Origin of the sequence: Mycobacterium simiae, from assembly GCF_008370645.1 — a bacterium.
Lineage (GTDB): Bacteria > Actinomycetota > Actinomycetes > Mycobacteriales > Mycobacteriaceae > Mycobacterium > Mycobacterium simiae_A.
On record NZ_VTZN01000001.1, the window covers coordinates 16,152 to 41,485 of the forward strand.

Below are 25,334 nucleotides of genomic sequence, written 5' to 3' on the forward strand. Positions count from 1 at the left end.
GAACCTTCTGCTAAGGTGCACGAAAATGACTTCCGCACAGCCGCTTTCCCAGAAGGTCTGTACCCGTGTGTCGGACATGCTGGAGGTCTTGCGGCCGGCGGACAGGTTGCGCGGACAAGCCGAAGCGCTCGCCGGCTATTTCGACGAAGGTGACAGCGTCCTCGACGTCGGATGCGGGACCGGCTTCCTGTCGGCCTACCTGCGCGCGATGTACGGCGTGGCACCACATTGCCTGGACGTCAAGGACGCCCGTCGAGCCGATGTGGCCTTCCGCCTGTTCGATGGCACCTCAATTCCTTTCCCAGACAGAACTTTTGAGCACGTTATGCTCAGCGAGGTGTTGCACCACAGCCATGACCCGGTCGCGTTGATCAAAGAGTGTTTCCGGGTAGCGTGCCGCAGCATCATCGTGTTTGAGGACCTGCCGGAACGTCGCCTCGGAAAATCCCTGCTCTATTTTCATGTGCACGCCTTTGCGCGATACCACCGCTATCCATTCCGGCCAGCTGACATCGGCGCCTACCGCTGCGCGCTGGAGTGGTTGAGCCGCAACGCGTCGTGTGTCGCACGAGTCCCGCAGCCACCTGAATGGCTGCGTGTGTACCCGCGCGTGCTGTTCAGCTACACACTGGCGAAGCAGCGCTAGGCCACCGTCAGCGTCTCGATCATCATGACTTCGCTGGCGGCACGTTCGCCGGAGCGAATCGCGCCGTCGATCCAGCCGCACATTGTGGCCGATGTCTCGGTGCCCGCCCAATGAATGCGGCCGCATGGTCTGCGCAGCGCATGCCCGTACTGAGTGAGCACACCGGGTGGCGCGTGGCTAATCATTCCGCCCCCGGAATGCCGTTCGCGGCTCCAGTTCTGCTCGACGTAGTCGACGGGTTTCCCGGCCTTGGCGCCGAATCGTTCCACCAGGGCGTCGAGCACCGCCTGGCGGCGCCCGGCCTCGTCTAGGCGCTCGTACCGCCGCGCGATCGGACCCTCGATAATCACCACCAGCACGCCCGGCGTGCCGGTGTCAGGGCAGCCGTCGATGGTCACCGTCGCCAGCGATCCCGGCGCAGCGCTTTGGCCGGACAGACCGTTGGCACGCCAGAACGGCTCGTCGTAGACGATCGAGACCTTGACGATCGCGCCGCTAGGCATCCGCTGGTGCAAGAACGACCGGTCGGTGGGAAGCATTGGCTCATAGACGATGTGGCTGGCGATAGCCAGTGGAACCGCGACGATCACCCGACGTGCCCGCACAGTCATGCGGTCAGATTGCACGGTGACTCCGTGGGTGTCCTGGGTGATGGACCGCACCGGCGCCGACAACTGGATTGCCTCACTCAGCTCGGCGGCCATCGGCCGGTAGATGGCACCCATGCCGCCCACGGGCCGCGAGTCCTGCGCGGCGCCCGCGCCGCCCAGCACGAAGCCCGGCCCACCGCCGGACGCCATTTGATACAGAACAAACAGCATGGACACCTCGGAGGCATCCGAAGTGTAGGTGCCGGCGATAGCGGTTTCCAGCAGGTCGTGAGCCGCCTTGGACATCACGTTCTTGCGCAGCCATTGGGCCAACGTCATACGGTCCCACCTCGCCGCCCGCTTGGCTTCCCAGGGCGCCTCCAGCGGTACCGTCTTGCACATCTTGCTGAGTTCGAGCATGGCCGCACCCAGATTCAGCGACGCCCACGGGCTCATGCTCCACGGCACCGTGCCCTGGTAGCGGTACTGCTTGCCGTCGAGCACCATCATGGCGTCGCCGCCGGTGTACTGCTTGAAGGTCGACACGCCAAATTCCTTCATCAGCGCATAGATTCGATCCTGACCCGGCCCGACCCAGGCCCCGCCGCGGTCGATCCACGACCCGTCGTCGCGCTCGACGGTGAAAGTTCGGCCGCCAACGCGGTCGCGGGCCTCGAGCAACGTGACCGCCTGGCCCGCCTGTTTGAGCCGCAGCGCGGCCGTCAACCCGGCGAATCCGGCACCTACCACGCACACATCGACGTCGTTCATGTCAGTGCCGCCACGCCACCGGCAGGCTCTTGATGCCGTGGATGAACGGCGACCACAACCGGGCCGGCTCTTGGGTGACGGTGAAGTCGGGCATTTGGCGGCGCAACTCGTCGAACAACACTCGGATCTCGCGGCGAGCCAAGTTGGCCCCCAAGCAGAAATGCGCCCCCCCACCACCGAAGCCGAGGTGCGGGTTGGGGTCGCGGGCCACGTCGAAAGCCCAGGGATCGGCGAACTTCGACTCGTCCCGGTTCGCCGAGCAGTACCACAGCGTGACCTTGTCGCCAGCAGCCATCGTGACCCCGCGCAGCTCGACGTCCTCGCTCAGGGTGCGGCGCATGTAGACCACCGGTGAGGCCCATCGCACGATCTCCTCGACTGCGGAATGGGCCAGGCCGTCATAGTCCGACCACCACTTCGCCCGTTGGTCGGGGTAACGCGACAGGGCCAGCACGCCGTGGCTGATCGCGTTGCGAGTGGTCTCGTTGCCGGCCACCACCAGCAGAATGAAAAACGACGCGATCTCCGACGACGACAACCGCTCGCCGTCGACCTCCGCATCGACCAGGCTCGTCGTCAGGTCGCCGTGGCGGTTGACCCGGCGATCTTCGGCCAGCGCGGCGGCGTAGGCGCCGATGTCCATCGACACCGTCATGAACTCTTCGAAATCGGTCGACAGGTCCGGATCGCCGAACCCGAGAATCACGTTGGTCCAATGAAATATCCGATGGTGGTCCTCTTCGGGAATCCCCATCATGTCGCAAATGATCTGCAACGGCAGCGGCCCGGCGAGCTCACTGACCAGATCGGCCTGCCCGTCCGGGTGGTTGGCGATCATCGCCGCCACCAGCCGGTGGGCACGGTCGCGCACCGACGCCTCGATGCGGGATACGACCTTCGGGGTGAACGCCCGGCCGACAATAGAGCGCAGCCGCTGGTGTCTTGGATCGTCGAGCACGATCATCGAACCGAAGTACTCGGCCAGCTCGGGGGTCTGGTCGTTGATCACGATGTTGGGGTGGGAGTGGAAGACCTCCGGATGACGGCTGGCGAAATAGACGTCGTCGTGCCTGGTGAGCGCCCAGTGCCCGGCACCGGCGGTGAACCCGGGCAGTTCGATAGCGGGCCAAAACGAGATGGGCGCCTCGCGCCGCAGGGTGGCAAAGGTGCCGTCGCGAAAGTCGTCGTCGCGGCCCCAGAATTCCAGCGAGCCCAGATCGATCTCGGACATCGGGACGGGTGGTGGCGGCGCCCCGTTCACCCGAGGCAGCAGGCCTGTGTTGGGGTCTGCAGTGAGGTCCACCGTGCTCCTCCTTTGTGGCGAGCTAAGCCACTACGGGCCACTGCCGGCCGTCAATGCGTACAGACGGTGTGTCCCGGTGCTCCTGTCGCCGTTTGCTGGGTCACTACCTCGCCGTTGACCAGAATCCGGCAAGTTATGCTGCCCGGCCCCTGTGCGCTGAGCACGAATACTTGTCCGCCGAAGCCGGTGAATTGGGTTGACCATGGCAGGCCCACGTTGACCGCGCGCTGCTGACCGGTGTTGGTTTGGTACGAGATGTATTCGGCGACGCCGCTGCCACTTATCTCGTAGCGGACTTGCGGAAAAGGATCGGCATTTGCCGCACCGCAGGTGGCTGTGAAGCTGATGCCGAGAGCACATGCCACTGCGGGTCCGCTGACATGCTTCAGGTGACGTAGCTTGGCTACCGAACGACTGGTCATGGTTGTCCATCGTGTCACCGGATGGGCCGCTATGTAAGTGGTTTGCTGCGCCTTTGGCTCTAGCCCGAGCGCGCGACGCTCCGATGCTAGAGCTGAGGGTGCGCTTAGGGTGAACCCGGGAGGTGACGGTTCATGGCGCGCAGTGGCGGTAAGCGGGTAGTGGTCTGGGGCACCGGCTTCATCGGCAAGATGGTGATTCCCGAGATCATCAACCATCCCCTGTTCGAGTTGGTGGGTGTCGGCGTCAGCAGTCCGGACAAGGTGGGTCGCGACGTCGGCGACATTTGTAGCCTGCCCGGGCCGGTGGGCATCGTCGCCACCGACGACGTTGACGCCCTGATTGGCCTCGAACCCGACGCAATGGTGCACTACGGCCCAACGGCGATGCACGCCAACGCCAATATCTCGCTGATCACCCGGTTCCTGCGAGCCGGTATCGACGTGTGTTCCACCGCAATGACACCGTGGATTTGGCCAACGATGTCGCTGAACCCGCCGCAGTGGATCCAACCCATCACGCAAGCCTGCGAGCTGGGAGAGTCGTCCTGCTTTACCACCGGCATTGACCCGGGATTCGCCAACGACCTGTTTCCCATGACTCTGATGGGCCTGTGTTCGGAAGTACGGCGGGTACGGGCCTCCGAGCTGCTGGACTACACCAACTATGAGGGGGACTACGAGAAGGAGATGGGTATCGGCCGAGAACCCGAATTCAGTCCGCTGCTGGAAAACCGCGACGTGCTGATCTTCGCGTGGGGGGCCACTGTGCCGATGATCGCCCACGCCGCCGGCATCATGCTCGACGAGATCACCACGACCTGGGAAAAATGGGTGACGCCCACCGAGCGCAAATCGGCCAAGGGCGTCATCGCGGCTGGCCATGTCGCCGCCGTCCGGTTCACCATCAATGGGATCTATCAGGGCCAAACGCGCATCCAGCTCGAGCATGTCAACCGCATCGGGCACGACGCCGCGCCCGGGTGGCCCTGCGGCCATGACGATGACGTCTACCGGGTGGACATTGAGGGAACGCCCAGCATTGCTCAGGAAACCGCCTTCCGGTTCACCGACGGCTCGGGCCGGGATCCGGCCACTGCCGGGTGCCTGGCGACCGGGATGCGGGCGCTTAACGCCGTGCCGGCCGTCAACGATTTACCTGCGGGCTGGGTTACGGCGCTAGACCTGCCGCTGATACCCGGCGCGGGCACCATCCGCTGAGCAAGGGCGTTACCTAGCTGACGCATAGCGTGGGGAAGGAACGGCTATAGATGTAGACGGCAACACTTCGGGTTGGCGCGCACGGCGGCATTCTCGTCGGACACGGGGATTGGACACATGGCAGCAGGACCACGGCCCGCACTGGGTCTGTCGATCGGTGCCACCAACCTGGCGGCGGTAACCGCCGATCATGCCGTTACCCGCAAGCCCGTCCTGAGGCTGTATCGACAGCGCCCGCCGCAGGTCGGAGTGCCGTCGGAGAACCCCAGGTTGGACGAGCCCGGCCTGGTGATGGCCGGGTTCGTGGACCGGGTCGGGGACCCGGTCGGCCTCGTGGCCGGCGATGGCTCCCTGCGCCGCAGCGAGGACCTGCTTGTCGACAGTCTGCGAGCGCTGGCCTACACCGCCACCGGCGGCCGTGCCCTGCCCGACAGTGTCGCGCTGACCTATCCCGCGCATTGGGGATCCGGTGCGCTAGCCGCGTTAGGTGCGGCGCTGGGGCGGGTGCCGGAATGGTCGCGCGAGGCGCAGCCGCCGACGCTGATCTCCGACGCCGCGGCTGCGCTGTATGCGGTGCGGGCCAATCCTGGTATACCGGCCCGCGGGATTGTCGCGATCTGCGATTTCGGCGGCAGCGGGACCAGCATCACGCTGGTCGACGCCGCCGCGGATTATCAGCCGGTCGCCGCGACGGTGCGGCATCGAGAGTTTTCGGGCGATGTGATCGACCAAGCGCTGCTCACTTACGTGATGTCGGAAATGCCCGCCACGGGTTCCTTCGAACCGTCGGGTACTTCGGCGATCGGCTCACTGAGCCGGCTGCGGACCGAGTGTCGCAGTGCCAAGGAGCGACTCTCCCACAGCACGGTGACCACGCTGTCCGACGAGCGGCCGGGTAAGCACGGCGAAATCCGGCTCACCAGAACCGAACTCGACGAGACGATCCGCGATGCGCTGGACGGTGTAGCCCTGGTTGCGGAAGACACATTGGCGCGCAACGGAATTCACCGAGATGATCTGGTTGGAGTCGTGTCGGTGGGGGGTGGAGCCAATATCCCGGCGGTCACGACGACGCTGTCGGGACGCTTCGGCGTGCCGGTGATCACGGCGCCGCGCCCGCAACTGACGGCCGCGATCGGTGCGGCGTTGCGGGCTGCTCGCGGTCCGGCCGATTCCAGTGCGACGGTGTTGACTTCGGCTGCGCCGGCCACCGCGACGGTGCTGGCGCCACTGGCGGCCGCGGGCCCGGCCGGTGCACCGGTCTCGGCGCAGCAGCCCGCGCTGGCTTGGTCCGAGGCTGACGACGACTCCCAAATCATGCCCGTCGCCGCCGGCGAGTACGAGAGTCCGCACGGCGGCTCGGGGTACACCTCTGCCCGCCCGCAGCTGGCGTTCCACCACGATGCGCCCGAGGAACCGGAGCCGCAGGCTCCGGTCATCCCGTGGTATCGCCTGCCGGCGGTGATCATGATCAGCACAGCTGTGGCAGTGCTGTTGGTCGGCGCCGCGTTGGCCATCGCTTTGAGCTCCAACGACGCACCCGCTACCCGCTCGCCAGAAGTGACCACGGCTCCGGTGACCTCGCCTGCCCAGACCCCGGCAATCGATGGCGTGACTCCCGAGCCGGCGCCACCCCCGCCGGCGTCCGGGACCCCGGCGCCCGCAGCACCGTCGCAGCAGGCGCCACCCCCGTCGACGCAGACCCCGCCTCCCACGGAAACAACCCCGACGCCCACGACCCCGCCGCCGGCAACCACCACGGCCCCCGCAACGACCTCCCAGCCACCGGTGACGACACCGCCGCCGGTGACGACACCGCCGCCGGTGACGACACCGCCGCTGCCGCCGATCCCGCAGATTCCGGCGATTCCCGGGATCGGCAACATCCCCGGAGTACCCCAAGTCCCCGAATTTGGCTGAGCATCCGGATCGGGCTCGCGGCGCCTAACTCAGCGGCCGCTTGTGCTGTGGTGACGACGAGCATGGCGAACGCCGCTGTCAGGGACGTTCGTCAGCCACCTTGAGGACTTGCTGGCTGAAAGCCTGTCTTTGTCGCGATTATCCGCCACTTTCTGGTTTGCCTCAATCTGGTCGTTGGCTGTCTTTGCTTGTGCTGCAAGCGAATCCTGCTCATGGGCGTACTTGGGATGGCCGGCGTCGTCGAGCCAAATCGTTGACTGCCGTGCCCGTGATGGTCTTGCTAGAACCGGGTAGCACCAGCATTGGTCGGTAATCGTCAGCGGCCATCAGCTGCGCAGCTGTTTCTTTGGCGACTGCACTCGGTTCGGCTGCTTGGGGAGTGTTGACTTTCCTGCCGTCGTTACTACTGGGTTGTTGGTCGTCGTCGTGATGCGCCTTCATGCCGGTGCCCCCTGTGCCGTTGCCGGGTGTGACCGACCCCACGTTGGACTACCCAGTCCAGCGTCGCGATGAAACTCTCCAAACTGGATCTACGGGTCGGAGCTCAGGCCGGCGCGGGGTAGGCAACACCAGTGAGGCCTTCGGAAACCTCCCAGAGCCGTTGCCAGTCCGCCTGATTGCCGGCTCGGGCAGGCACCTTGGCCTCCGTTACGCCACCACCGGCCAGTTCATAGCAGCCTTGCGGGCCATAGAAGGCGCCGCCTTCGGCCTGCGGCGTGGCAGCCGCATACAACGCGGGCAGCATGCCTTCGTCGATTCCCTGCCAGAGGAATGGAGTAAATCGCCATGACGCCGTGTACAACCGCTGCATCAGCGCGGGCTTTTGGCGGCCGTGCGAGGGTCCACTGATCTGCAGATTGGTCTTGGTCAATCCGGGATGCGCGGCGTTGGACATGATGCCCCAGCCGGCCTGGCGGCTGCGCCGGTCCAGCTCGAGCGCGAACATCAACACCGCCAACTTCGACTGACCATAGGCCGCCATCGGGGCGTAGGAGCTTTCGAATTGCAGGTCGTCGAAGTGGATGCGGCCGCGGCGGGCCGCCAGGCTGCTCAGCGACACCACCCGCGCGCGGTTCGCTGCTCGCAACAGCGGCAAGACGTGGGCGGTTAGCGCGAAGTGCCCGAGATGGTTGCTGCCGAACTGTAATTCGAAGCCATCTGTGGTCGTGTCGCGTTCCGGTGGGGTCATGACCCCGGCATTGTTGATCAGGATGTCGATCGGGCGGCCCTCGGAGCTCAGTTGCTCACCTAAGGCGGCAACCGAGGCCAGTGACGACAGGTCGAGGTCCCTAATGGTCAACCTGGCGTCGGGAACCCTGCTGCGGATTTCCCGGATCGCCGCCTCGCCCTTGGCGCGGTTACGAATTGCCATCACCACATCAGCTCCGGCCGCCGACAGCCGCCGCGCCAGCCCAAATCCCAGTCCGCTATTGGCGCCCGTGACAACAGCGAGATTCCCGGACAGATCGGGCACCGTGGCGATGAGATTGTCGGCCATGTGTATCACTTCCTTCTTCCGGAGACGACCTGTTTTAGTGTCCGCCTGCCTTCGCCGGCGTGGAATAGAAACGGCATGCTGAACGGCATGGCCCTGCGTTCGGTAGCAGGCCGGCGGCGTCTTCCTGGATGGACGGCAGCGTCGGTTTTCGGCACCCTACCCGCGCTGGCTTTTCCCGGGCCATCGTGGTGGTGGCTGGCGTGGTTCGGCGTGGTACCGCTGCTGCTGGTGGTGCGGGCGGCAGCCACCTCATGGGACGGTGCGGTGCGGGCCTGCCTGGGTGTCGGTGGATTCGTGCTGATCAATCAGTACTGGCTGGCCGGCGGCAGCGGTCCGATGTTGGTGCTGTTGGCTCTTGGGCTCGGCGCCCTGTGGCTGCCGTGGGGGTGGATCGCACATCGGCTGCTCGCGGCGCCACTCACTGCCGGGCGCACGGCAGCCGCGCTGGTCATGGTGCCCAGCGCGTGGGTAGTGGCCGAAGCGGCGCGGTCGTGGCCATCGCTGGGCGGTCCGTGGGCGTTGTTGGGCGCGTCGCAGTGGAACCAACCCGTCACGCTGGCGTCGGCATCCTTGGGCGGGGTGTGGCTGACGAGCTTTCTCGTGGTTGCGGTCAATACCGCCATCGTCGTCATGGTCGCGCAGCGGGGGACCGCACGACTCGGCACCCTGGGGTGTGCGGTGGCGTGCGCAGCGCTGGGACCGCTCTGCTACCTGCTGGCACCCGCGCCGGGCACCGGGTCGACGGTGCGAGTGGCGCTGGTTCAAGCGGGCGATATCGACGATGCGACGGCCCGTCAGGCGGCCAGTGAAGCGATCACGGCGACTCTGGCGGGCCAGCGGCCGGACTTGGTGGTGTGGGGGGAAAGCAGCGTAGGCCAGGACCTCACCGAACACCCCGAGGTGTTGGCCCGCCTGGCCGAGCTGTCCCGGCGGGTCGGCGCGGATCTACTCGTCAACGTCGACGCGGCCGCGCCGGGCGGGGGCATTTTCAAGTCGTCGGTACTTATCGGCGAAGGCGGAGTGTTGGGCAGCTATCGGAAAACCCGCCTGGTGCCGTTCGGCGAATATGTGCCGCTGCGGCCGCTTGTTGGCTGGCTCACCCGCTACAGCAAGGCCGCCGCCGAGGACCGCAAGCGGGGAGCTGGTCCGGTGGTGCTGCATTCCGGTGCGCTCGCTATTGGGCCGTTGATCAGCTATGAGACGACGTTTTCGGATTTGGCTCGGCGCGAAGCACAGCTTGGCGCCGAGCTACTGGTATACCAAAGCTCCACCTCGACGTTCCAAGGGAGTTGGGCGCAACCGCAATTGGCCGCGCAACCCGCGGTACGCGCCGTCGAGGCGGGCCGCCCCGCAGTGCACACCGGGTTATCCGGCGACAGTTCGGCCTTCGACGCCCGAGGCCGCCGATTGGCTTGGTGCCCCTCGGATTTCCGGGGTGTCACGGTGATCAGCGTCCCGTTGGGCTCGACGACCACGCTGTACCAACGGCTGGGGGATTGGGTGCCGTTGACTGCGTTGCTGGTGCTGATCGGTGCCGCGACGCTGCGCTGGCGTGACAAACTGCGAAGATGACTAGCAGACGGGCCGCCAAGATTTCACTAGCCTTGGCCATCTTGACGTTGGTGGTGTCGGTCGTCGGCTTCATCACCACCCTGGTGCTCAATGCCTTCTTCCTGGACAAGTACCACGCGTACGGCGAGGTGCCCATCCCGGGCTCGGGCAGCGTCCACTTGCCCGCCGGTGACGTCACCGTCAGTCTGCACACGATTGTCATCGGCGGCACCAATGGCACCGGCTTGCCGGTGCCCCCGCTGGGCCTCTCGATCAGCCCGCCCGAAGGTGTACCACAACCGCAGGTAATCGAAAGTATCGGCAGCACAACGACGGTCAACAATGACGCGCATGTCCGGGTATGGAAGATTCACGTTCCCGTCGAGGCCACCTACGCCGTGACGACCGAGGGCCAGGTCGGCGGATACATCAACCCACGACTGGCTTTCGGCCACCAGAGTTCCTACGGCTATCTGGTCTGGGTCTTCGTCGCGATGTTTGTCGTCAGCCTGGTCGATCTTGCTGTGTCGGTGATGTGGCTGAGCCGCCGCCCACGTACGGTGGTATCGCAGCCGGCCTTGCCTTTCGAACCCAGCGATGCAGGGGTTAAGCTTGAGCGACTTAAAACTATTGCGGCACTTCGTGATTCGGGTGCTCTGACCGAAGGTGAGTTCGAAAGCGAGAAGCGTCGGATTCTGCAGGGGCACTGACCCGCTTGCTGACACCGATCACCGCAGGCAAAGTGCGAGACGTGATCTGAAAAACGTCGATCTCGGGGAAGTTGGAGGGCACCCCGCCGGCCTTCAGTGGCCCCGAGCGACCCATTCTTCGTAGTGGACGATCTCGTCGCCGATAGTGGTGCTGTCGCCGTGGCCGGTATGCACGACGGTGTGGCCCGGCAACGTCCCAAGCCGTTGGGAGATCGACCGTAGAATCGTTGGGAAGTCGGAGAACGAGCGTCCGGTCGCCCCGGGCCCGCCGGAGAATAGGGTGTCGCCGCTGAACACCACGCCTGTGCCGGGGTCGAGCTCTGGGGCATACCAGCACACCGATCCGGGCGAGTGGCCCGGGGTGTGCAACGCATGCAACTCCGTCCCGGCAACGCGTAATGTCTCCCCGTCGTCGATGGCACGAAAGTCTTTGTCCGGGTGCGTTATCCGCCACAGCACCGCGTCGCCGGGATGCAGGAGCACGGGCGCATCGAGCGCCTCGCCGAGTTGGGGCGCCACCGTCACGTGGTCGTTGTGACCATGGGTGCACACCACCGCCACCACCTTGCGGCCCTTGACCGCCTCGATGATCGGAGCCGCGTGATGAGCGGCGTCAAAAATCACCACCTCGGCGTCATCGCCGACCAGCCAGATGTTGTTGTCGACTGCCCAACTGCCGCCGTCGAGCTCGAACGTTCCGTGGGTGACCACACGCTCAATCACCACACCACCACCGAGCGCAATACCTTGCCGCCGTGCATCTTGCGGAATGCCTCCTCAACGTCGCCGAGCCCGATCCGTTCGGACACGAATTTGTCCAGCCGAAGGCGTCCCTGCAGGTACAGGTCAACCAGGGTGGGGAAGTCACGCTCGGGCAGGCAGTCGCCGTACCACGAGGACTTCAATGCGCCGCCATGGGAGAAGAAGTCCACCAGCGGCATGTCCAGCCGCATATCGGGCGTGGGCACACCCACTAGCACGACGGTCCCGGCTAGGTCGCGAGCATAGAAGGCCTGCCTCCAGGTTTCGGGTCGGCCGACGGCGTCGATCACCACGTCGACGCCGCAGCCGCCGGTGAGGTCCTGGATCGTTGCCACGACGTCGGATTCGCGGGCGTTGACGGTGTGGCTGGCCCCGAACTCGCGAGCCCACTGCAGCTTTGTGTCGTCGGTGTCGACGGCGATGATCTTCTTGGCCCCAACCAGCGCGGCACCGGCGATCGCGGCATCGCCCACGCCGCCGCAGCCGATCACCGCGACGGTGTCGTCGCGGGTCACACCTCCGGTGTTGATTGCCGCACCGAGGCCGGCCATCACTCCGCAACCCAGCAGGCCGGCTACAGCGGGATCGGCAGCGGGATCGACCTTGGTGCACTGGCCCGAGTGCACCAGCGTCTTGTCGGCGAACGCGCCGATGCCCAATGCGGGGGTGAGTTCGGTGCCGTCGGTAAGCGTCATCTTCTGTTCGGCGTTGAAGGTGTCAAAGCAGTAGCGCGGCCGGCCCCGTTTGCAGGCCCGGCACTGACCGCACACCGCGCGCCAATTCAGGATCACGAAGTCGCCGGGCTCGACGGTGGTCACGCCTGAGCCGACCGCTGCGACCGTGCCCGCGGCCTCGTGGCCCAGCAGGAACGGGTATTTGTCGTTGATCCCGCCGTCGCGGTAGGTCAGATCGGTGTGGCACACGCCGCAGGCGCTGATATCGACGACGGCCTCACCGGGCCCGGGCTCCGGGACGATGATGTCCACCAATTCGACCGGCTCACCCTTTTTTCGTGAGATCACTCCGCGCACCGTCTGATTCATGGCCTCCAACCTACTGTTCGGCCTTATCCGCCTTGCTGAGGCTGCGCCCATCTCGGCCTCGGGCTCGCGCTGAATGCAGACTCGGCGCGACAACGACACCGGTGTAGCGTCGCTGATCATGACGGCAACCGAGACCACCGAAGAATTCGGCAACCGGATCGTGGCGGCCATCGACAGCGCCGGCTTGGCGCTGCTGCTCAGCGTCGGCCATCAGACCGGGCTGCTGGACACGATGGCCGAGCTGCCGCCGTCCACCAGCGCCGAAATCGCCGATGCGGCAGGTCTCAACGAGCGCTACGTCCGGGAATGGCTGGGTGGGGTGACCGCCGCGCAGGTCGTCGATTACGACCCTGAGCTGGCGACCTACACGCTGCCCGCATATCGGGCGGCAGCGCTGACGCGGGCCGCTGGACTCGACAACCTCGCCCGCGTCACACAGTTCATTTCGCTGCTGGGGGAGGTCGAGCAACAGGTCATCGACTGCTTCCGCGGCGGTGGTGGCGTGCCTTACAGCGAGTACCCGCGCTTTCACACGGTCATGGCGGAGATGAGCGGTGAGGTGTTCGACGCCACCCTGATTGACGTGGTCTTGCCCCTGGTCGATGGCCTGCCGGAGCGCCTGCGGGCCGGTGCCGACGTCGCCGATTTCGGTTGCGGCAGTGGACATGCGGTCAACCTGATGGCCCGAGAATTCCCGAATAGCCGCTTCGTCGGCATCGACTTCTCCGAAGCTGCGGTCGCGGTGGGTGCCGAGGAGGCGGCTCGGCTGGGCTTAGACAACGCCACCTTCGCGCGGCACGACTTGGCGCACCTGGGCAAAGTCGAGGCCTACGACGTCATCACCGCCTTCGACTCCATTCATGACCAGGCGCAGCCGGCGCGCGTTTTGGAAAGCATCAATCGCGCGCTGCGACCTGGTGGTGTGCTGCTGATGGTCGATATCAAGGCGTCGAGTCGACTCGAAGACAACATTGGTGTCCCGTTCAGCACTTACCTCTACACCACCTCGATGATGCATTGCATGACCGTGTCGCTGGCGCTGGACGGTGTCGGATTGGGCACGGTCTGGGGTCGGCAGCTGGCCACCGCTATGCTCGCCGAAGGTGGGTTTACCGACGTGCGGGTAGCCGAAATCGACACCGATCCGTTGAACAACTACTACATCGCCCGGAAGTGACGCGCCGGAACACGATGGCCGCTCTCGACGCGCTCGGCGACTGGCCGGTTCCGGCTGCTGCCGCCGCCGTGGTCGGGCCCGGCGGTGTGCTGGCCACCCACGGCGACACCGCCCAGGTGTACACGCTGGCGTCGGTCACCAAGCCATTGGTGGCGCGCGCCGCGCAGATCGCCATCGAAGAAGGCGTTGTCGACCTCGACACCCCGGCCGGCCCAACCGGCTCCACGATCCGCCACCTGCTGGCGCACGCGTCGGGTCTGGCAATGCACTCGGCGAAAGAGCTGGCCAGACCCGGCACCCGCCGGATGTATTCCAATTACGGCTTCACCCTGCTGGCCGAGGCGGTGCAGCACGAGTCCGGGATCGAGTTCGGCAGCTATCTGACCGAGGCGGTGTGCGAGCCGCTGGGCATGACCAGCACCCGGTTAGCGGGTGGCGCGGATGCGGCAGGGTTCGGGGCCACTTCGACAGTCGCCGATCTAGCGCTGTTTGCCGGGGATCTGCTGCGCCCGTCGACTGTTTCTGGGCAGATGCACGCCGACGCGACCACCGTGCAGTTCCCGGGGCTGGACGGTGTGTTGCCCGGATACGGCGTCCAACGGCCCAACGACTGGGGGCTGGGTTTCGAGCTCAGGGATGCCAAGTCGCCGCATTGGACGGGTGCGCGCAATTCGGCGCGGACGTACGGCCATTTCGGTCAAGCAGGCGGCTTCATCTGGGCAGATCCCGACGCGGACCTAGCGCTGGTGATCCTCACTGACCGGGATTTCGGCGAGTGGACTCTAGGCCTGTGGCCTGCGGTTTCGGATTCAGTGCTAGCGGAATACAGCTAATAGGAACTGCACACTAGCGCAACACCGGTCTCACAAGGCACAATAGACACGCAAGACAACAGAAGTTTCAGAGCAGGTATCTCGCTCGCCGGTTTCACCAGGTCGTTGGGGAAGACGTCCCTCGTGGAACCGAAGGAGCAACAGATGCATGCGTCGAATCAGTTTGCCGACGTAACGAGCGGTGTGGTTTACGTTCACGCCTCTCCCGCGGCAGTGTGCCCGCATGTTGAGTGGGCATTGTCGTCGACCCTGCAAGCCAAGGCGAACCTGGTCTGGACGCCGCAGCCGGCGATGCCCGGACAGTTGCGCGCGGTCACCAACTGGGTGGGGCCGGTAGGCACCGGCGCCCGGCTGGCCAATGCGTTGCGCTCTTGGTCGGTGCTGCGGTTCGAAGTCACCGAGGACCCCAGCCCGGGCGTTGACGGGCAGCGGTTCAGCCACACTCCGCAGCTGGGTTTGTGGAGCGGGGCGATGAGCGCCAACGGCGACATCATGGTGGGCGAGATGCGGCTGAGGGCGCTGATGGCGCAGGGCGCTGACATGCTTGCCGCCGAACTGGATTCGGTACTGGGTACGGCATGGGACGAAGCGCTGGAAGCCTATCGCGACGGCGGCGATGCCGGTGAGGTGACCTGGCTGAGTCGAGGAGTCGGCTAGCAGGTCGTGCCGATGGTGAGCGGTGTTCTTCGGGTCGGCGCGAAAGTCCGGTTTGGGCGCCGTCAATCACGCGGCGAGGGCGCTGATCTTGACCGGCCGGACGTTGGCTTCGCCACAGCCGTGGGCGGGTAACGGCTGCCGCGGGGCCTCGCGCGCTTTGGGCAGCTCGACCAGCTCGCCGGTGCTTCTCGACCCTGCGGGGTTAGCCGCCTCGGCGGCCCCGCGCGGCGCGTCAGCGCAGTTTCGACGCGATAGCGCGGCTTGCCTGCGCCCGCCATCCGCTGCCGTGCCAGCAGCCTGAATCTGCTCACCGGTCGCTGTGATCGGCGGTACCAACGTGGCCGGCAGGACCGAGCTGGACGGCAGCCACGATTGGCCTGTTCCACCGTGCTGTCGGCGTGCACCCAGCTAATACGCAGCAGCCTTGCCCCTGCCATCGTGGCCGGTAGCGCCTCGTTGATCCGGTCGACCAGGGCGCTACATCAATGGCGTCAGGTGCGACGACCTGTCCCTAACGGAGAACTTGGCGACCGTGAAATTAGTGGCTGAGCTTAATTAAAGCAGCGAGGCTAATAGAGCCTCGCACGCTAAGGCGCTATCCAGCGCTCCGGTGAATACCTTGCTTGTACGCTAGAGATGCTGTGCACCAGATGCCAATTGAAAATCGTTATAAATTAATAATGAAAAGTTATTGAGCTTTCTCGATTTCCTGCCCCGGTGCTGGCGGGTCTACCACACCGTACCAACGACGATGCTGTTGAACGTGGTCAGTACTGTCCTGCGTGCCGTTGCGGCGTTTCAGTTTGGTGTGTCTCGTTCACCGGGCCGCTCAGCTTGACATCGCCAGCCTTGCGTGCCGTAAACTGCGGTATGAATGTTGCGCCCTTCTCGGATGGCGTGTCAAGGCCGAATCTTAATAAGACGAACCGAACCCCATATCTGCACAGGAAGGTTCATTTATTTACGCTTCATCGCCGAGCCTCATCCGATCGTCGCTTGTAATTCATCGCATGGATTCAATAGCGTAAGGACCGAAATGGAAATGAAGTTTAAGGTTACCCGTCTTGGCGCTGCGGCGTTGGGCTGCGCCGCGGTGATGGTGTCTTCTGCTGGAGTTGCGAGCGCTGATCCGCCGGACCCGCACAAGCCGGACATGACGACGGGCTACTGCCCGGGTGGGCGTTGGGGTTGGGGACAGCTAGCAGTGTGCGACGGCGAGAAGTATCCCGACGGCTCGTTCTGGCACCAGTGGGTGCGAACCTATCTGACCGGGCCGCAATGGTTCTACGACTGCGTCAGCGGTGACGAGCCGTTGCCGGGGCCGGCACCGCCTGGCGGCTGCGACGGCGCGATTCCGCCCGACCAGCCTGCCGCGCCCGCAACCTGACCGCACGCCTGCGGTGGTCGCGATCTGACATGACTCCTATCGACCGGGTCACCGAAGGCGTCCCAGCCGGATCGGGTCCCGTTAGCCTGGCACTCGGCAGCAACCACCCGGGCCGACCATCGCCAAAGCTAAATGACACTTTCCGGTTCAAAGGCTGGCTTGGCTGATACCGGCAGGTCAACGTTGCCCTTGCAGGCTCCGCTGGCACCCTCTTCGGCCACCGTCCGTGGAGCCGCGGCACAGCACAACGACGTAGCGGCGCAGACGACGATTGCGGTCTGCCGGAGTCCGGACATCTTTCCTCCCTGGTGAAGCAGGTTTGAAACGATGTCGCCTTCCGCGACCCTATCGTTACACGGCTGCGCGCTTGGGACGCAGGACGTGCAACGCGGCCGCAACCGCTGAGATCTCAGCCGGAAGGGCGCAAGCGAAATCGCCATCGGCGTACACGTTGATACCTGGGCACTCGACGTCGACGGTCTTGGCGCGTGCGGTGGTCACTTCGTCCAGTTCGATATGGGTACCTTTGAGCGCGGTGGGGAAGAAGCGGATCAACTTGGCCCGGGACTCCGATCGCACCATGGTGATGTCGAGCAGGCCGTCGTAGCGATTGGCGTTGGGACAAATCAGCAGCCCGCCGCCGTAGCTGCGAGTATTGCCAAAAGCCGCGAGCGTGAGGTCGGCGTCGATTTCCTGTTTTCCGTCGAGCACTAACCGGAACGGCAACATTCGCAGCCGCGACAGCTCGGCGACCATCGCGATGTAATACCGCAGCCGCCCATGCGGCCACGTCATCCGGTTGGCTCGATCGGTGACAAGGGAATCGAATCCGGTGGCCGCCACGGTGCCGAACCACTTTTCGACGCCCAGTTGATCCCGAATTCGGCCCAGGTCAATGGTTTCCGTCCAGCCGTCTATGACGATATCCGCGGCGGCCTCGGGATCCTTTGTGGGAATTCCGAATTCGCGGGCATGGTCGTTGCCGGTGCCCGCCGGGATGATGCCCAACGGAATCTCGGTGCCGGCCAGCACCTGAAGTGCGTTGGAGATGACGCCGTCGCCGCCGGTGACGACGACGGCATCGGTGCCCTTCTCGAGTGCCGCGGCCACGAGATGACGTGCGTCTTGTGCGTCGTCGCCGATGATTTCGACGACCTCCACTCCGCGCCGGTGCAGCCGGGCGATCGCGGCTTGTGCGGCCTTGATCGCGGCGCCATGCCCCGACCGGGGATTAGTCAGCGCGGTTACTTTGCTGATCTCGCGCTGCCGCACTTGCCCCGCTAGTGGGTTCTGTGCGGTCACGGAATCAACTTGCCGGGATTGAGAATTCCGGCCGGGTCCAGCGTCGCCTTGACCGCGCGCAACAGCTGCACGCCCAGATCACCGATCTCGTCTCGCATCCAAGGCCGATGGTCGGCGCCGACCGCGTGGTGATGAGTGATGGTCCCACCATGGGCCATGATGGCATCCGACGCGGCCCTTTTGGCCGCCAGCCACTGCTCGATCGGGTTGCCACGCTGTCCGGCGACGACGGTGAAGTACAGCGATGCGCCGGTGAGGTAAACGTGCGATACGTGGCACATCACTAGTGCCGGCGTGCCCGATTCCGTCAGTGACGTGGTCAGCGCCGCGGTGACGGCGGCCTTGAGGGTGGGGATGTTGGACCAGTCGGTAGCCGTCTCCAGCGTCTCGCACAGCGCGCCGGCGGCCAGCAGCGAGTCACGCAGGTAGGGTGCCGCATAGCGGCCCCGCTCCCAAGCCTGTGCCGGTCCTTCACCCAGTGACGTAGCGCCGTGGGCTTCCAGCAACGCGCGCGTTTCGGCGTGCCGGCTTTCGGTGTGTTCTTTGGTGCCTTCGAAGAGGGTGAGACCCAGGCAGCCGCCGGTAATTTGGTTTTCCCCGATCGATTCGGTGGTAGCCAGGTTGACGCCAGTTTCGGCCTCGTCGGAGAGCCGGACCACGGTGGGGCCAGTGCCGATTTGGCTGATGGCGCGCAGGGCGGTGACACCGGTGGTGAAGTCAGGGAACGACCATGCCTCGTAGCGAGTGGTTTCCGGTATCGGGTGTACTCGCAGCCGCACCTTGGTGATGATGCCGAACGTGCCTTCCGATCCGATGGCCAGCTGACGCAGGTCCGGACCCGCCGCCGAGGCCGCGACGCGGCCCAGATCCAGCACCCCTACCGGAGTGATCATCCGAAGTCCGAGAATCATGTCGTTGAACCGGCCGTACCCCGCTGACCCCTGCCCGGACGAGCGCGTCGCCGCGAAACCACCGATGGTGGCGAACTGGAAGCTCTGCGGGAAGTGCCCGAGCGAAAACCCGTGTTGGCCCAGCAGCCGCTCGGCCCCCGGTCCGGTGACGCCGGCGCCCAATTCGGCGATGCCGGATACCTCGTCGAGAAAGTGCAGTTGGTCAAAGCGCCGCAAATCCAGTGAGATCACCGCGCCGAACTCGCCGCGCACGGGGTCGAGCCCGCCGACGACGTTGGTGCCGCCCCCGAACGGTACGATCGCGATGCCGTGTTCGGAGCAGTACCGCAGGATCGCGGCAACGGTGTCGTCAGCGCCGGGCAGCAGCACCGCATCAGGCGCAGCCTGAGGGCCGATTTTATTGCGCCGCAACATATCTGGGGTTGATTTGCCACCGGCGTGCAGCAACCGATCACGGTCGGCGGTGCGGAAGTATTCCGTGCCAACTATTTCGGCCAGCGCGTCGTGATCAGCCTGCGACAGTGCCGAGGGACGCAGTCTTACCTGGTCTGGATCGAGCTCGGCCTGATCGTTATCTCCGAGACCCACCACCTGCTTTAGCAAAGCTCGGATGCCCTCAGAGAGTGGCTTGGCCGCGGCGGGATCTCCCCACGCGTTCCATTTCATCGGCGGAAGGAGTTCCTCAACATCTGTCATGCGTTACAGTATTACATATGCTGTCAATGAGTAATGCTCCCGAAAATACCGGGGACCGCATACTGGCGGCAGCGGCGAGCTGCATCCTGGATTTCGGCGTCGACCGGGTAACACTGGCTGAGATCGCGCGGCGCGCGGGCGTAAGCCGCCCGACGGTATACCGCCGTTGGCCGGACACCAACGCGATCATGTCGGCGCTGCTGACCCGCCATATCACCGATGTGTTGCGCGAGGTGCCGGTAGACGGTGACGACCGCGAGTCGTTGGTCAAACAGGCCGTCGCGGTGGCTGACCGGCTGCGGCGTGACCGATTAGTCATGACAGTAATGCATTCGGAGTGGGCACGGGTCTACATCACCGAGCGCCTCGGCGCCAGCCAGCAGGTCCTGATCGAGGGTTTGGCAGGGCGGCTGGAAGTGGCGCAGCGGGCCGGTAGCGTCCGACCCGGCAATCCACGTCAATTGGCGACCATGGTGTTGCTGATCGCCCAGTCGACCATCCAATCTGCCGACATCGTCAAGCCCATCCTCGATTCGGAAGCGCTGGCTGACGAACTCACCTACTCACTGAATGGATACCTGGCCTGATGCCCAACTCGACCGCTCTCAACGCCGCACGCCGAACCACCGAACTGACGGCACTTGCTGACGGTGCGGCATTGGATGTTTTGGTCATCGGTGGTGGCATCACCGGCGTCGGCATCGCTTTGGATGCCGCATCGCGAGGGCTGCGCGTGGCGCTGGCGGAAAAGCACGACCTCGCCTTCGGTACCAGCCGCTGGAGCTCCAAGTTGGTGCACGGCGGGCTGCGTTATCTGGCCACCGGCAATGTGGGCATAGCGCGTCGCAGTGCGGTCGAACGTGGAATCTTGATGACGCGCAACGCCCCTCATCTCGTCCACGCGATGCCGCAGCTGGTTCCGTTGCTGCCGTCGATGGGTGGTGTCAAGCGAGCGTTGGTGCGCACTGGATTCCTCGCCGGTGACGCGTTGCGACTGCTGGCCGGTACCTCGTCCGCGACGCTGCCGCGGTCGCGCAGAATTTCAGCGCAGCGCGTCGTGGAGATGGCTCCAACTGTGGCTCGTGCAGATCTCGGCGGCGGTTTCCTAGCCTACGACGGGCAACTGATCGACGATGCCCGGTTGGTCACCGCCGTCGCGCGCACTGCGGCCCAGCACGGTGCGCGGATCCTGACCTACGTTGGCGCCTCGGATGCGACCGGCAGCTCGGCGCGGTTGACCGATCGGCGCACCGGAGAGTCATTCGACGTGTCGGCCCGTGCCGTCATCAACGCGGCAGGGGTGTGGGGTGGGGAGATCGATCCAGCGCTGAAGTTGCGGCCCAGTCGCGGAACCCATCTCGTGTTCGACGCCGATGCTTTCGGCAATCCAACTGCGGCGCTGACTATTCCGATCCCGGGTGAGCTCAACCGCTTCGTCTTCGCGATGCCCGAGCAGCTGGGCCGCGTCTACCTCGGCCTCACTGACGAAGACGCACCTGGCGCGATTCCCGATGTGCCGGAAGCATCTGCGGAAGAAATCATGTTTCTTCTGGACACGGTCAACACCGCGTTGGACGCCAAGTTGCAGACCACCGATGTGATCGGAACCTACGCCGGGCTGCGGCCGCTGATCGATACCGGCGAAGGTCGCACCGCCGATGTGTCACGTGACCACGCCGTTGTCGAGTCGCCTTCGGGCGTGATCAGCGTGGTCGGCGGCAAGCTGACCGAATATCGCTATATGGCAGAGGATGTGCTGAATCGTGCTATCAGTCTGCGGCACCTGCACGCTGCAAATTGCCGGACTCGCAACCTGCCGCTGATCGGTGCGCCGGCGAACCCCGGACCGGCTGCTGGGCTTCCGAGGCAACCGGCCACCGGTTTGCCCGAGTCTTTGGTTGCGCGTTACGGGGCTGAAGCCGCCAACGTTCTCACCACCGCCGCTTGTGAGCGGCCGATGGACTTGGTCGCCGCGGGCATCGATGTGCTTCGGGCGGAGTTCGAATACGCGGTGACCCATGAGGGCGCGCTGGACGTCGATGACATCCTCGATCGCCGGACCCGCATTGGCCTAGTGCCGCGCGATCGTGAGCGGGTAATCGCGGTCGCTGAAGAGTTCCTGCCGGGGGTGAATTAACACCGCGAGCAGACACAGAATCGCCCATTTCGTCCCGAAAATGGGCGATTCTGTGTCTGCTCGCCAGCGTTAGCCAGCCGCGCGAAGGCGGTCTAGGTGGTAGGCGATTCGCTGGGCTAGGCGCTCGGGTTCCCGTCTCACGTCGTTGACGACTATCGGGACAATCGTCCACCCAAGTTCTTGGATCTTGCCCCACCGGGTTTTGTCGCGCAGCATCTCATGGCGCCCGGCATGCCAGTCGATGCTTTCGTACTCGGCTGCCAAACGCCGGTCAGGCCAAGCGAAATCGACTCGCCACAATTCGCCATCGCGACCGTAAATCGGATATTGAAGCTCCGGAAGCGGCAACCCGTGGTCAATCATGACGAGCCGAGCCTCGCTTTCCATCGCGGACTCCGCGCGTCCGTCAGCGTGCGGCCATAGTTCGCGCACGGCGACGATACCGCGACGTCCGCGCTGCTCGGCTATCGCGCCGTCGATGTCAGCGCGCGTGCACAGTGTTGAGCGCAATGCAGTGTCGAGGGTCGCCAGTGCTCGTGGACGGCGTAGCTGCCTGGCGACCTCGACGGCAGTCCATGCCGGGGCAGTTGCCAGACGACCTGACACCCGTTGGAGACGGGCGCCGGTGCGTTGGTGAATCATCAGGCCAACCGTGGGCCGGATCCGTACGCCAGGATCGAGCACGTGAATGGCAGCGGTGTTCTCCGTGTCGAACCCGTACAACGTGGCGGCGGTCCCCATACACGCAACAGCTTGCCGACCCATGAAAACGTCGAGAGCTGCCAAGCGGCCTAGCAGATCTGGTTGTTGCCCTGAGTAGACCCCGTACCACACCCGAACGAGGCCGCCAGTTCTGACTTGCACGTCGAGTTGTTGTCGGGTCATGACGGTCAGCAATTGCGCGGTGGTGGCGAACCCGCCCGCCTTGTCTAACAGCGCTAGCGCTCCAAGGTGCACCGGGCCAGCATGCGAGGAGGAGATGGCCTCAGCCAGTCACGCTGGGGATAACCGCCGCGAGCAGACGCAGACTCGCACGCCGCGGGGCCCGCGCGTGCGAGTCTGCGTCTGCTCGCGGTCAGAACTACAGCGGGATGTTCTTGTGGCGGCCGCGGCGGGCGGGCGCCTGAGCCAGCGCTTCGGTGAGCTTGCTGCGGGTGTGCGCCGGGTCGATCTTCTCGTCGACCACACCGATGTCGATGGCGCTGTCCACGCCGCCGGCAATCCGCTCGTGCTCGGCAGCCAACTCGTCGTGCAGCGCTTCGCGTTCGTGCTCTGGCGCGGCGGCCAGCTTCTTCTTGTGCAGAATACCGACGGCCGCTTTGGCGCCCATCACCGCGACCTCCGCGTCCGGCCAGGCGAACACCTTGGTGGCATTCAGCGACCGGGAGTTCATCGCAATGTAGGCCCCGCCGTAAGTCTTCCGGGTGACCAGGGTGACCCGCGGAACGGTACACTCGCCGAACGCGTGCAGCAGCTTGGCGCCGCGACGCACCACGCCGCCCCACTCCTGGTCAACACCCGGCAGATAGCCGGGCACATCGACCACCACCACCAGCGGAATCCCGAACGCATCGCAGAGCCGCACAAAACGCGCGGCCTTCTCGGCACTTTCAGAGTTCAGACAACCGCCTAACCGCAGCGGGTTGTTGGCGAGCACACCGACCGTGCGGCCGGAGAGCCTGCCCAGCCCGACCACCATCGACGGCGCCCAATTGGCTTGCAATTCGTCGAACGGCGTTTCGCTGTCGAGAATGGCGGCCACAATCGGATGCACATCGTAGGCCCGGCGAGGAGATTCGGGCAGCAGCGCGTGGATGTCGGTGTCGCCGGCCTCCGCCTTGGTCCGGTCGAAATGTCCCTGCTGGCAGAACAACCCAACCAGCCGGCGGCCTCGCTCGTAGGCGTCGAGCTCGTCGTCGGCGACGATGTGGCACACCCCGGACTTCTTGTGGTGGGTCTCTGGGCCGCCGAGTGAGGCCATGTCCACGTCCTCGCCGGTGACGCTGCGCACCACGTCCGGTCCGGTGACGAACACCCGGCTCTCCGGAGCCATCACGATGACATCGGTCAACGCCGGACCGTAGGCCGCGCCGCCGGCGGCGAAACCGACCACCACCGAGACCTGCGGAATGTAGCCCGACGCGCGGATCATGGCCTCGAACACCGTGCCAACCGCGTGCAGTGCCCGCACGCCCTCGGCCAACCGGGCACCCCCGGAGTGCCAGATGCCCACAATCGGGCTCTGCTCCTCGATGGCAGTGTCGTAGGCGTTGACGATGTGCGCGCAGCCTTCGGTGCCCATGGCGCCGCCCATCACGGTGCCGTCGGTGCAGAACGCGACGGTGCGCACACCGTTCACGGTGCCCGCGGCGGCCAGTACGCCAGAGCGGTCACGCTCGTGCAGCAGCTCGACGCTGCCATCGTCGAAGAAGTTGCTCAACCGCAGCAACGGATCGCGGGGGTCGAGCGACTCGCCAACCGCCTCGGGGGCCATGATCGTCATCGCAGGTCTCCTGTTGTTCCGAAGTAATTCGGAGTTAGTACCGCCCAAAAGCGATCGCTACGTTGTGACCGCCGAATCCGAACGAGTTGTTGATCGCATACTGGTAATCACCCGGCCGCGGTTTGCCCGCCACCACGTCCAGGTCGATCTCTGGATCGAGGTTTTCCAGATTGAGTGTCGGGGGAACGACCTGGTCCCGCAACGCGAGCACAGTCAAAATCGATTCCACCGCGCCCACCGCACCCACTGAGTGGCCCAGCGCGGCCTTGGGCGCGTACACCGCCGCGTTTCCTCCGTGCGGGCCCAGCGCGTTGTTGATGGCCTTGCCCTCGGCCAGATCACCCACCGACGTCCCAGTCGCGTGCGCGTTGACATGGCCGATATCGCCCGGAGCCAGGCCCGCCAGCTGCACCGCCCGCGTGATCGCGTGTCCGGCCCGCTCACCGTTGGGGTCCGGCGCCACCATGTGGAAACCGTCCGAGGTGATGCTGGCCCCCATGATCCGGGCCAGGATGTTGGCACCACGAGCCTTGGCGTGCTCCTCGGTCTCGATCACCATCAAAGCGGCGGCCTCGCCGAACACGAAGCCGTCGCGATCTCTGTCGAACGGGCGACACGCACCGGCTGGGTCGTCGTTGTTGGTGGACATCACGATGCGCATATTGGCGAATCCGGCGATAGGCACCGCCTCGATCCGTGTTTCCACGCCACCGCAGATCGCGATGTCGGCATCACCGAGCACGATCTGCTGCCACGCACGGGCGATGCCCTCCGAACCGGACGCACACGCTGATACCGGCGTCATCACCCCGGCCTTGGCGTGGCGCTCCAGCCCGACGGCAGCGGCGGCACCGTTGGGCATGTACTTCTGCACCGCCAGTGGGGAGATCGCCCTGAAACCGCGAGCGCGCATTTCGTCGTACCCGAATACCAGCTCTTCGGCCGAGCCCAGCCCGGTGCCAATGGACACCGCCAACCGGTTGGTGTCGACCTCCGGCGATCCGGCGTTCTCCCATACCCGCCGGCCCATAACGGTGGACATTCTCTGCAGGTATGCCGTTCGACGGAGCTCGACGCGTGTCAGTTGGCTGTCGAATTCCTCCAGCAGATGCCCGCCTATGCGGACCGGCAGGTCGAACTCCTCGACGAACGGGTCATCGAGGGTGCGGATGCCACTTTGGCTGTCCAGCAACAACTTCCAGGTGGTCTCGGCGTCAGTTGCCAGTGCCGTCGTCATGGCGACGCCGGTGACGACCACATTCGGGAGCGCCTTCCCGGTAACCAGCTCTGTCATGAG

Annotated in this window: 24 protein-coding genes; 11 read left to right on the forward strand and 13 right to left on the reverse strand. The window is 65.1% G+C overall.

The window, feature by feature from the left end; translation table 11 throughout:
* Positions 1–25 precede the first annotated feature (25 nt).
* Entirely contained in the window at positions 26–646 is a 621-nt protein-coding gene (locus F0Q45_RS00105) for a class I SAM-dependent methyltransferase (protein ID WP_149651957.1), read from the forward strand.
* On the opposite strand, the gene F0Q45_RS00110 is transcribed toward F0Q45_RS00105, so the two are convergent.
* The 3 genes from F0Q45_RS00110 to F0Q45_RS00120 all read right to left on the reverse strand — a co-directional run bounded on the left by F0Q45_RS00110 (position 643) and on the right by F0Q45_RS00120 (position 3,732).
* Positions 643–2,007, reverse strand: a complete 1,365-nt coding sequence (locus F0Q45_RS00110) for a flavin monoamine oxidase family protein (RefSeq protein ID WP_149651958.1) — start codon at positions 2,005–2,007, stop codon at positions 643–645. The genes F0Q45_RS00105 and F0Q45_RS00110 overlap by 4 nt on opposite strands.
* 1 nt (position 2,008) lies before the next feature.
* A complete protein-coding gene (locus tag F0Q45_RS00115; RefSeq protein WP_149652053.1) occupies positions 2,009–3,238 on the reverse strand; it encodes a cytochrome P450 in 1,230 nt (409 codons plus the stop codon).
* A gap of 122 nt (positions 3,239–3,360) precedes the next feature.
* Positions 3,361–3,732, reverse strand: coding sequence for an MmpS family transport accessory protein (locus F0Q45_RS00120; RefSeq protein ID WP_188112723.1), 372 nt, complete (start codon positions 3,730–3,732; stop codon positions 3,361–3,363).
* Positions 3,733–3,864: 132 nt separating this feature from the next.
* Between F0Q45_RS00120 and F0Q45_RS00125 the strand changes: the two genes are divergently transcribed.
* Together F0Q45_RS00125 and F0Q45_RS00130 are read left to right on the forward strand one after the other, a co-directional pair.
* Positions 3,865–4,950, forward strand: a complete 1,086-nt coding sequence (locus tag F0Q45_RS00125) for an NAD(P)H-dependent amine dehydrogenase family protein (protein WP_149651959.1) — start codon at positions 3,865–3,867, stop codon at positions 4,948–4,950.
* A 117-nt stretch (positions 4,951–5,067) separates the two neighbouring features.
* Positions 5,068–6,870, forward strand: a complete 1,803-nt coding sequence (locus tag F0Q45_RS00130; protein ID WP_149651960.1) for an Hsp70 family protein — start codon at positions 5,068–5,070, stop codon at positions 6,868–6,870.
* Between the two features lie 210 nt (positions 6,871–7,080).
* Here F0Q45_RS00130 and F0Q45_RS27430 read toward each other — a convergent pair whose 3' ends face one another.
* Together F0Q45_RS27430 and F0Q45_RS00135 are read right to left on the reverse strand one after the other, a co-directional pair.
* A complete protein-coding gene (locus F0Q45_RS27430) occupies positions 7,081–7,353 on the reverse strand; it encodes a hypothetical protein (RefSeq protein WP_188112724.1) in 273 nt (90 codons plus the stop codon).
* Between the two features lie 61 nt (positions 7,354–7,414).
* Positions 7,415–8,368: an SDR family oxidoreductase gene (locus tag F0Q45_RS00135; protein WP_149651961.1), complete on the reverse strand. Its 954-nt coding sequence runs from the start codon at positions 8,366–8,368 to the stop codon at positions 7,415–7,417.
* Positions 8,369–8,443: 75 nt separating this feature from the next.
* On the opposite strand from F0Q45_RS00135, the gene lnt reads away from it, so the two are divergent.
* A complete protein-coding gene (lnt, locus tag F0Q45_RS00140) occupies positions 8,444–9,940 on the forward strand; it encodes an apolipoprotein N-acyltransferase (protein ID WP_373424887.1) in 1,497 nt (498 codons plus the stop codon).
* Positions 9,937–10,629, forward strand: coding sequence for an SHOCT domain-containing protein (locus F0Q45_RS00145; RefSeq protein WP_149651963.1), 693 nt, complete (start codon positions 9,937–9,939; stop codon positions 10,627–10,629). The genes lnt and F0Q45_RS00145 overlap by 4 nt, the downstream gene beginning before the upstream one ends.
* A gap of 93 nt (positions 10,630–10,722) precedes the next feature.
* Here the strand turns inward: F0Q45_RS00145 and F0Q45_RS00150 are convergent, their stop codons facing one another.
* Both F0Q45_RS00150 and F0Q45_RS00155 read right to left on the reverse strand, forming a co-directional pair.
* Entirely contained in the window at positions 10,723–11,355 is a 633-nt protein-coding gene (locus F0Q45_RS00150; protein ID WP_149651964.1) for an MBL fold metallo-hydrolase, read from the reverse strand.
* On the reverse strand, positions 11,349–12,434 hold the full coding sequence (locus F0Q45_RS00155; protein WP_149651965.1) for an S-(hydroxymethyl)mycothiol dehydrogenase: 1,086 nt from the start codon (positions 12,432–12,434) through the stop codon (positions 11,349–11,351). The genes F0Q45_RS00150 and F0Q45_RS00155 overlap by 7 nt, the downstream gene beginning before the upstream one ends.
* Before the next feature lie 115 nt (positions 12,435–12,549).
* On the opposite strand from F0Q45_RS00155, the gene F0Q45_RS00160 reads away from it, so the two are divergent.
* The 4 genes from F0Q45_RS00160 (at position 12,550) to F0Q45_RS00175 (ending at position 16,488) form a co-directional block, all read left to right on the forward strand.
* The gene (locus tag F0Q45_RS00160; protein ID WP_149652055.1) at positions 12,550–13,611 is read left to right on the forward strand and encodes a class I SAM-dependent methyltransferase; all 1,062 of its coding nucleotides are present in this window, start codon (positions 12,550–12,552) and stop codon (positions 13,609–13,611) included.
* A gap of 14 nt (positions 13,612–13,625) precedes the next feature.
* Positions 13,626–14,444 carry a serine hydrolase domain-containing protein gene (locus tag F0Q45_RS00165; RefSeq protein ID WP_149652056.1) on the forward strand — a complete coding sequence of 273 codons (819 nt, stop codon included), beginning with the start codon at positions 13,626–13,628 and terminating at the stop codon, positions 14,442–14,444.
* Positions 14,445–14,588: 144 nt separating this feature from the next.
* The gene (locus tag F0Q45_RS00170; RefSeq protein ID WP_149651966.1) at positions 14,589–15,101 is read left to right on the forward strand and encodes a DUF3145 domain-containing protein; all 513 of its coding nucleotides are present in this window, start codon (positions 14,589–14,591) and stop codon (positions 15,099–15,101) included.
* Between the two features lie 1,042 nt (positions 15,102–16,143).
* Positions 16,144–16,488 carry a hypothetical protein gene (locus F0Q45_RS00175; protein ID WP_149651967.1) on the forward strand — a complete coding sequence of 115 codons (345 nt, stop codon included), beginning with the start codon at positions 16,144–16,146 and terminating at the stop codon, positions 16,486–16,488.
* A 128-nt stretch (positions 16,489–16,616) separates the two neighbouring features.
* Here F0Q45_RS00175 and F0Q45_RS27435 read toward each other — a convergent pair whose 3' ends face one another.
* Genes F0Q45_RS27435 through F0Q45_RS00185 form a run of 3 tightly spaced genes read right to left on the reverse strand, consistent with a single transcriptional unit; the run spans position 16,617 to position 19,367 of the window.
* Positions 16,617–16,784 carry a hypothetical protein gene (locus tag F0Q45_RS27435; protein WP_188112725.1) on the reverse strand — a complete coding sequence of 56 codons (168 nt, stop codon included), beginning with the start codon at positions 16,782–16,784 and terminating at the stop codon, positions 16,617–16,619.
* A 55-nt stretch (positions 16,785–16,839) separates the two neighbouring features.
* Positions 16,840–17,790 carry a diacylglycerol kinase gene (locus tag F0Q45_RS00180; protein WP_149651968.1) on the reverse strand — a complete coding sequence of 317 codons (951 nt, stop codon included), beginning with the start codon at positions 17,788–17,790 and terminating at the stop codon, positions 16,840–16,842.
* Complete coding sequence (locus tag F0Q45_RS00185; RefSeq protein ID WP_149652057.1) at positions 17,787–19,367, reverse strand: FAD-binding oxidoreductase; 1,581 nt, start codon at positions 19,365–19,367, stop codon at positions 17,787–17,789. The genes F0Q45_RS00180 and F0Q45_RS00185 overlap by 4 nt, the downstream gene beginning before the upstream one ends.
* A gap of 47 nt (positions 19,368–19,414) precedes the next feature.
* On the opposite strand from F0Q45_RS00185, the gene F0Q45_RS00190 reads away from it, so the two are divergent.
* Entirely contained in the window at positions 19,415–19,984 is a 570-nt protein-coding gene (locus F0Q45_RS00190) for a TetR/AcrR family transcriptional regulator (RefSeq protein ID WP_149651969.1), read from the forward strand.
* Positions 19,984–21,534, forward strand: coding sequence for a glycerol-3-phosphate dehydrogenase/oxidase (locus F0Q45_RS00195; protein WP_149651970.1), 1,551 nt, complete (start codon positions 19,984–19,986; stop codon positions 21,532–21,534). Before F0Q45_RS00190 ends, F0Q45_RS00195 begins: the two co-directional genes overlap by 1 nt.
* Before the next feature lie 69 nt (positions 21,535–21,603).
* Here F0Q45_RS00195 and F0Q45_RS00200 read toward each other — a convergent pair whose 3' ends face one another.
* The 3 genes from F0Q45_RS00200 to kasB all read right to left on the reverse strand — a co-directional run bounded on the left by F0Q45_RS00200 (position 21,604) and on the right by kasB (position 25,331).
* Positions 21,604–22,491, reverse strand: a complete 888-nt coding sequence (locus F0Q45_RS00200; RefSeq protein WP_188112726.1) for a hypothetical protein — start codon at positions 22,489–22,491, stop codon at positions 21,604–21,606.
* 124 nt (positions 22,492–22,615) lie between these two features.
* Positions 22,616–24,037 (reverse strand): acyl-CoA carboxylase subunit beta, encoded by a 1,422-nt coding sequence (locus F0Q45_RS00205; RefSeq protein WP_149651971.1) that lies wholly within the window; start codon positions 24,035–24,037, stop codon positions 22,616–22,618.
* 34 nt (positions 24,038–24,071) lie between these two features.
* Complete coding sequence (gene kasB / locus F0Q45_RS00210; protein WP_149651972.1) at positions 24,072–25,331, reverse strand: 3-oxoacyl-ACP synthase KasB; 1,260 nt, start codon at positions 25,329–25,331, stop codon at positions 24,072–24,074.
* Between the last annotated feature and the right edge of the window lie 3 nt (positions 25,332–25,334).

Coding starts and splice junctions, on each gene's coding strand:
- F0Q45_RS00120 (WP_188112723.1), bottom strand. CDS start 3,732: ATGACCAGTCGTTCGGTAGCCAAGCTACGTCACCTGAAGCATGTCAGC.
- lnt (WP_373424887.1), top strand. CDS start 8,444: ATGCTGAACGGCATGGCCCTGCGTTCGGTAGCAGGCCGGCGGCGTCTT.
- F0Q45_RS00105 (WP_149651957.1), top strand. CDS start 26: ATGACTTCCGCACAGCCGCTTTCCCAGAAGGTCTGTACCCGTGTGTCG.
- F0Q45_RS00190 (WP_149651969.1), top strand. CDS start 19,415: ATGCTGTCAATGAGTAATGCTCCCGAAAATACCGGGGACCGCATACTG.
- kasB (WP_149651972.1), bottom strand. CDS start 25,331: ATGACAGAGCTGGTTACCGGGAAGGCGCTCCCGAATGTGGTCGTCACC.
- F0Q45_RS00185 (WP_149652057.1), bottom strand. CDS start 19,367: ATGAAATGGAACGCGTGGGGAGATCCCGCCGCGGCCAAGCCACTCTCT.
- F0Q45_RS27435 (WP_188112725.1), bottom strand. CDS start 16,784: ATGTCCGGACTCCGGCAGACCGCAATCGTCGTCTGCGCCGCTACGTCG.
- F0Q45_RS00205 (WP_149651971.1), bottom strand. CDS start 24,037: ATGACGATCATGGCCCCCGAGGCGGTTGGCGAGTCGCTCGACCCCCGC.
- F0Q45_RS00165 (WP_149652056.1), top strand. CDS start 13,626: ATGGCCGCTCTCGACGCGCTCGGCGACTGGCCGGTTCCGGCTGCTGCC.
- F0Q45_RS00170 (WP_149651966.1), top strand. CDS start 14,589: ATGCATGCGTCGAATCAGTTTGCCGACGTAACGAGCGGTGTGGTTTAC.
- F0Q45_RS00125 (WP_149651959.1), top strand. CDS start 3,865: ATGGCGCGCAGTGGCGGTAAGCGGGTAGTGGTCTGGGGCACCGGCTTC.
- F0Q45_RS00175 (WP_149651967.1), top strand. CDS start 16,144: ATGAAGTTTAAGGTTACCCGTCTTGGCGCTGCGGCGTTGGGCTGCGCC.
- F0Q45_RS00135 (WP_149651961.1), bottom strand. CDS start 8,368: ATGGCCGACAATCTCATCGCCACGGTGCCCGATCTGTCCGGGAATCTC.
- F0Q45_RS00195 (WP_149651970.1), top strand. CDS start 19,984: ATGCCCAACTCGACCGCTCTCAACGCCGCACGCCGAACCACCGAACTG.
- F0Q45_RS00115 (WP_149652053.1), bottom strand. CDS start 3,238: ATGTCCGAGATCGATCTGGGCTCGCTGGAATTCTGGGGCCGCGACGAC.
- F0Q45_RS00155 (WP_149651965.1), bottom strand. CDS start 12,434: ATGAATCAGACGGTGCGCGGAGTGATCTCACGAAAAAAGGGTGAGCCG.
- F0Q45_RS00130 (WP_149651960.1), top strand. CDS start 5,068: ATGGCAGCAGGACCACGGCCCGCACTGGGTCTGTCGATCGGTGCCACC.
- F0Q45_RS00145 (WP_149651963.1), top strand. CDS start 9,937: ATGACTAGCAGACGGGCCGCCAAGATTTCACTAGCCTTGGCCATCTTG.
- F0Q45_RS00110 (WP_149651958.1), bottom strand. CDS start 2,007: ATGAACGACGTCGATGTGTGCGTGGTAGGTGCCGGATTCGCCGGGTTG.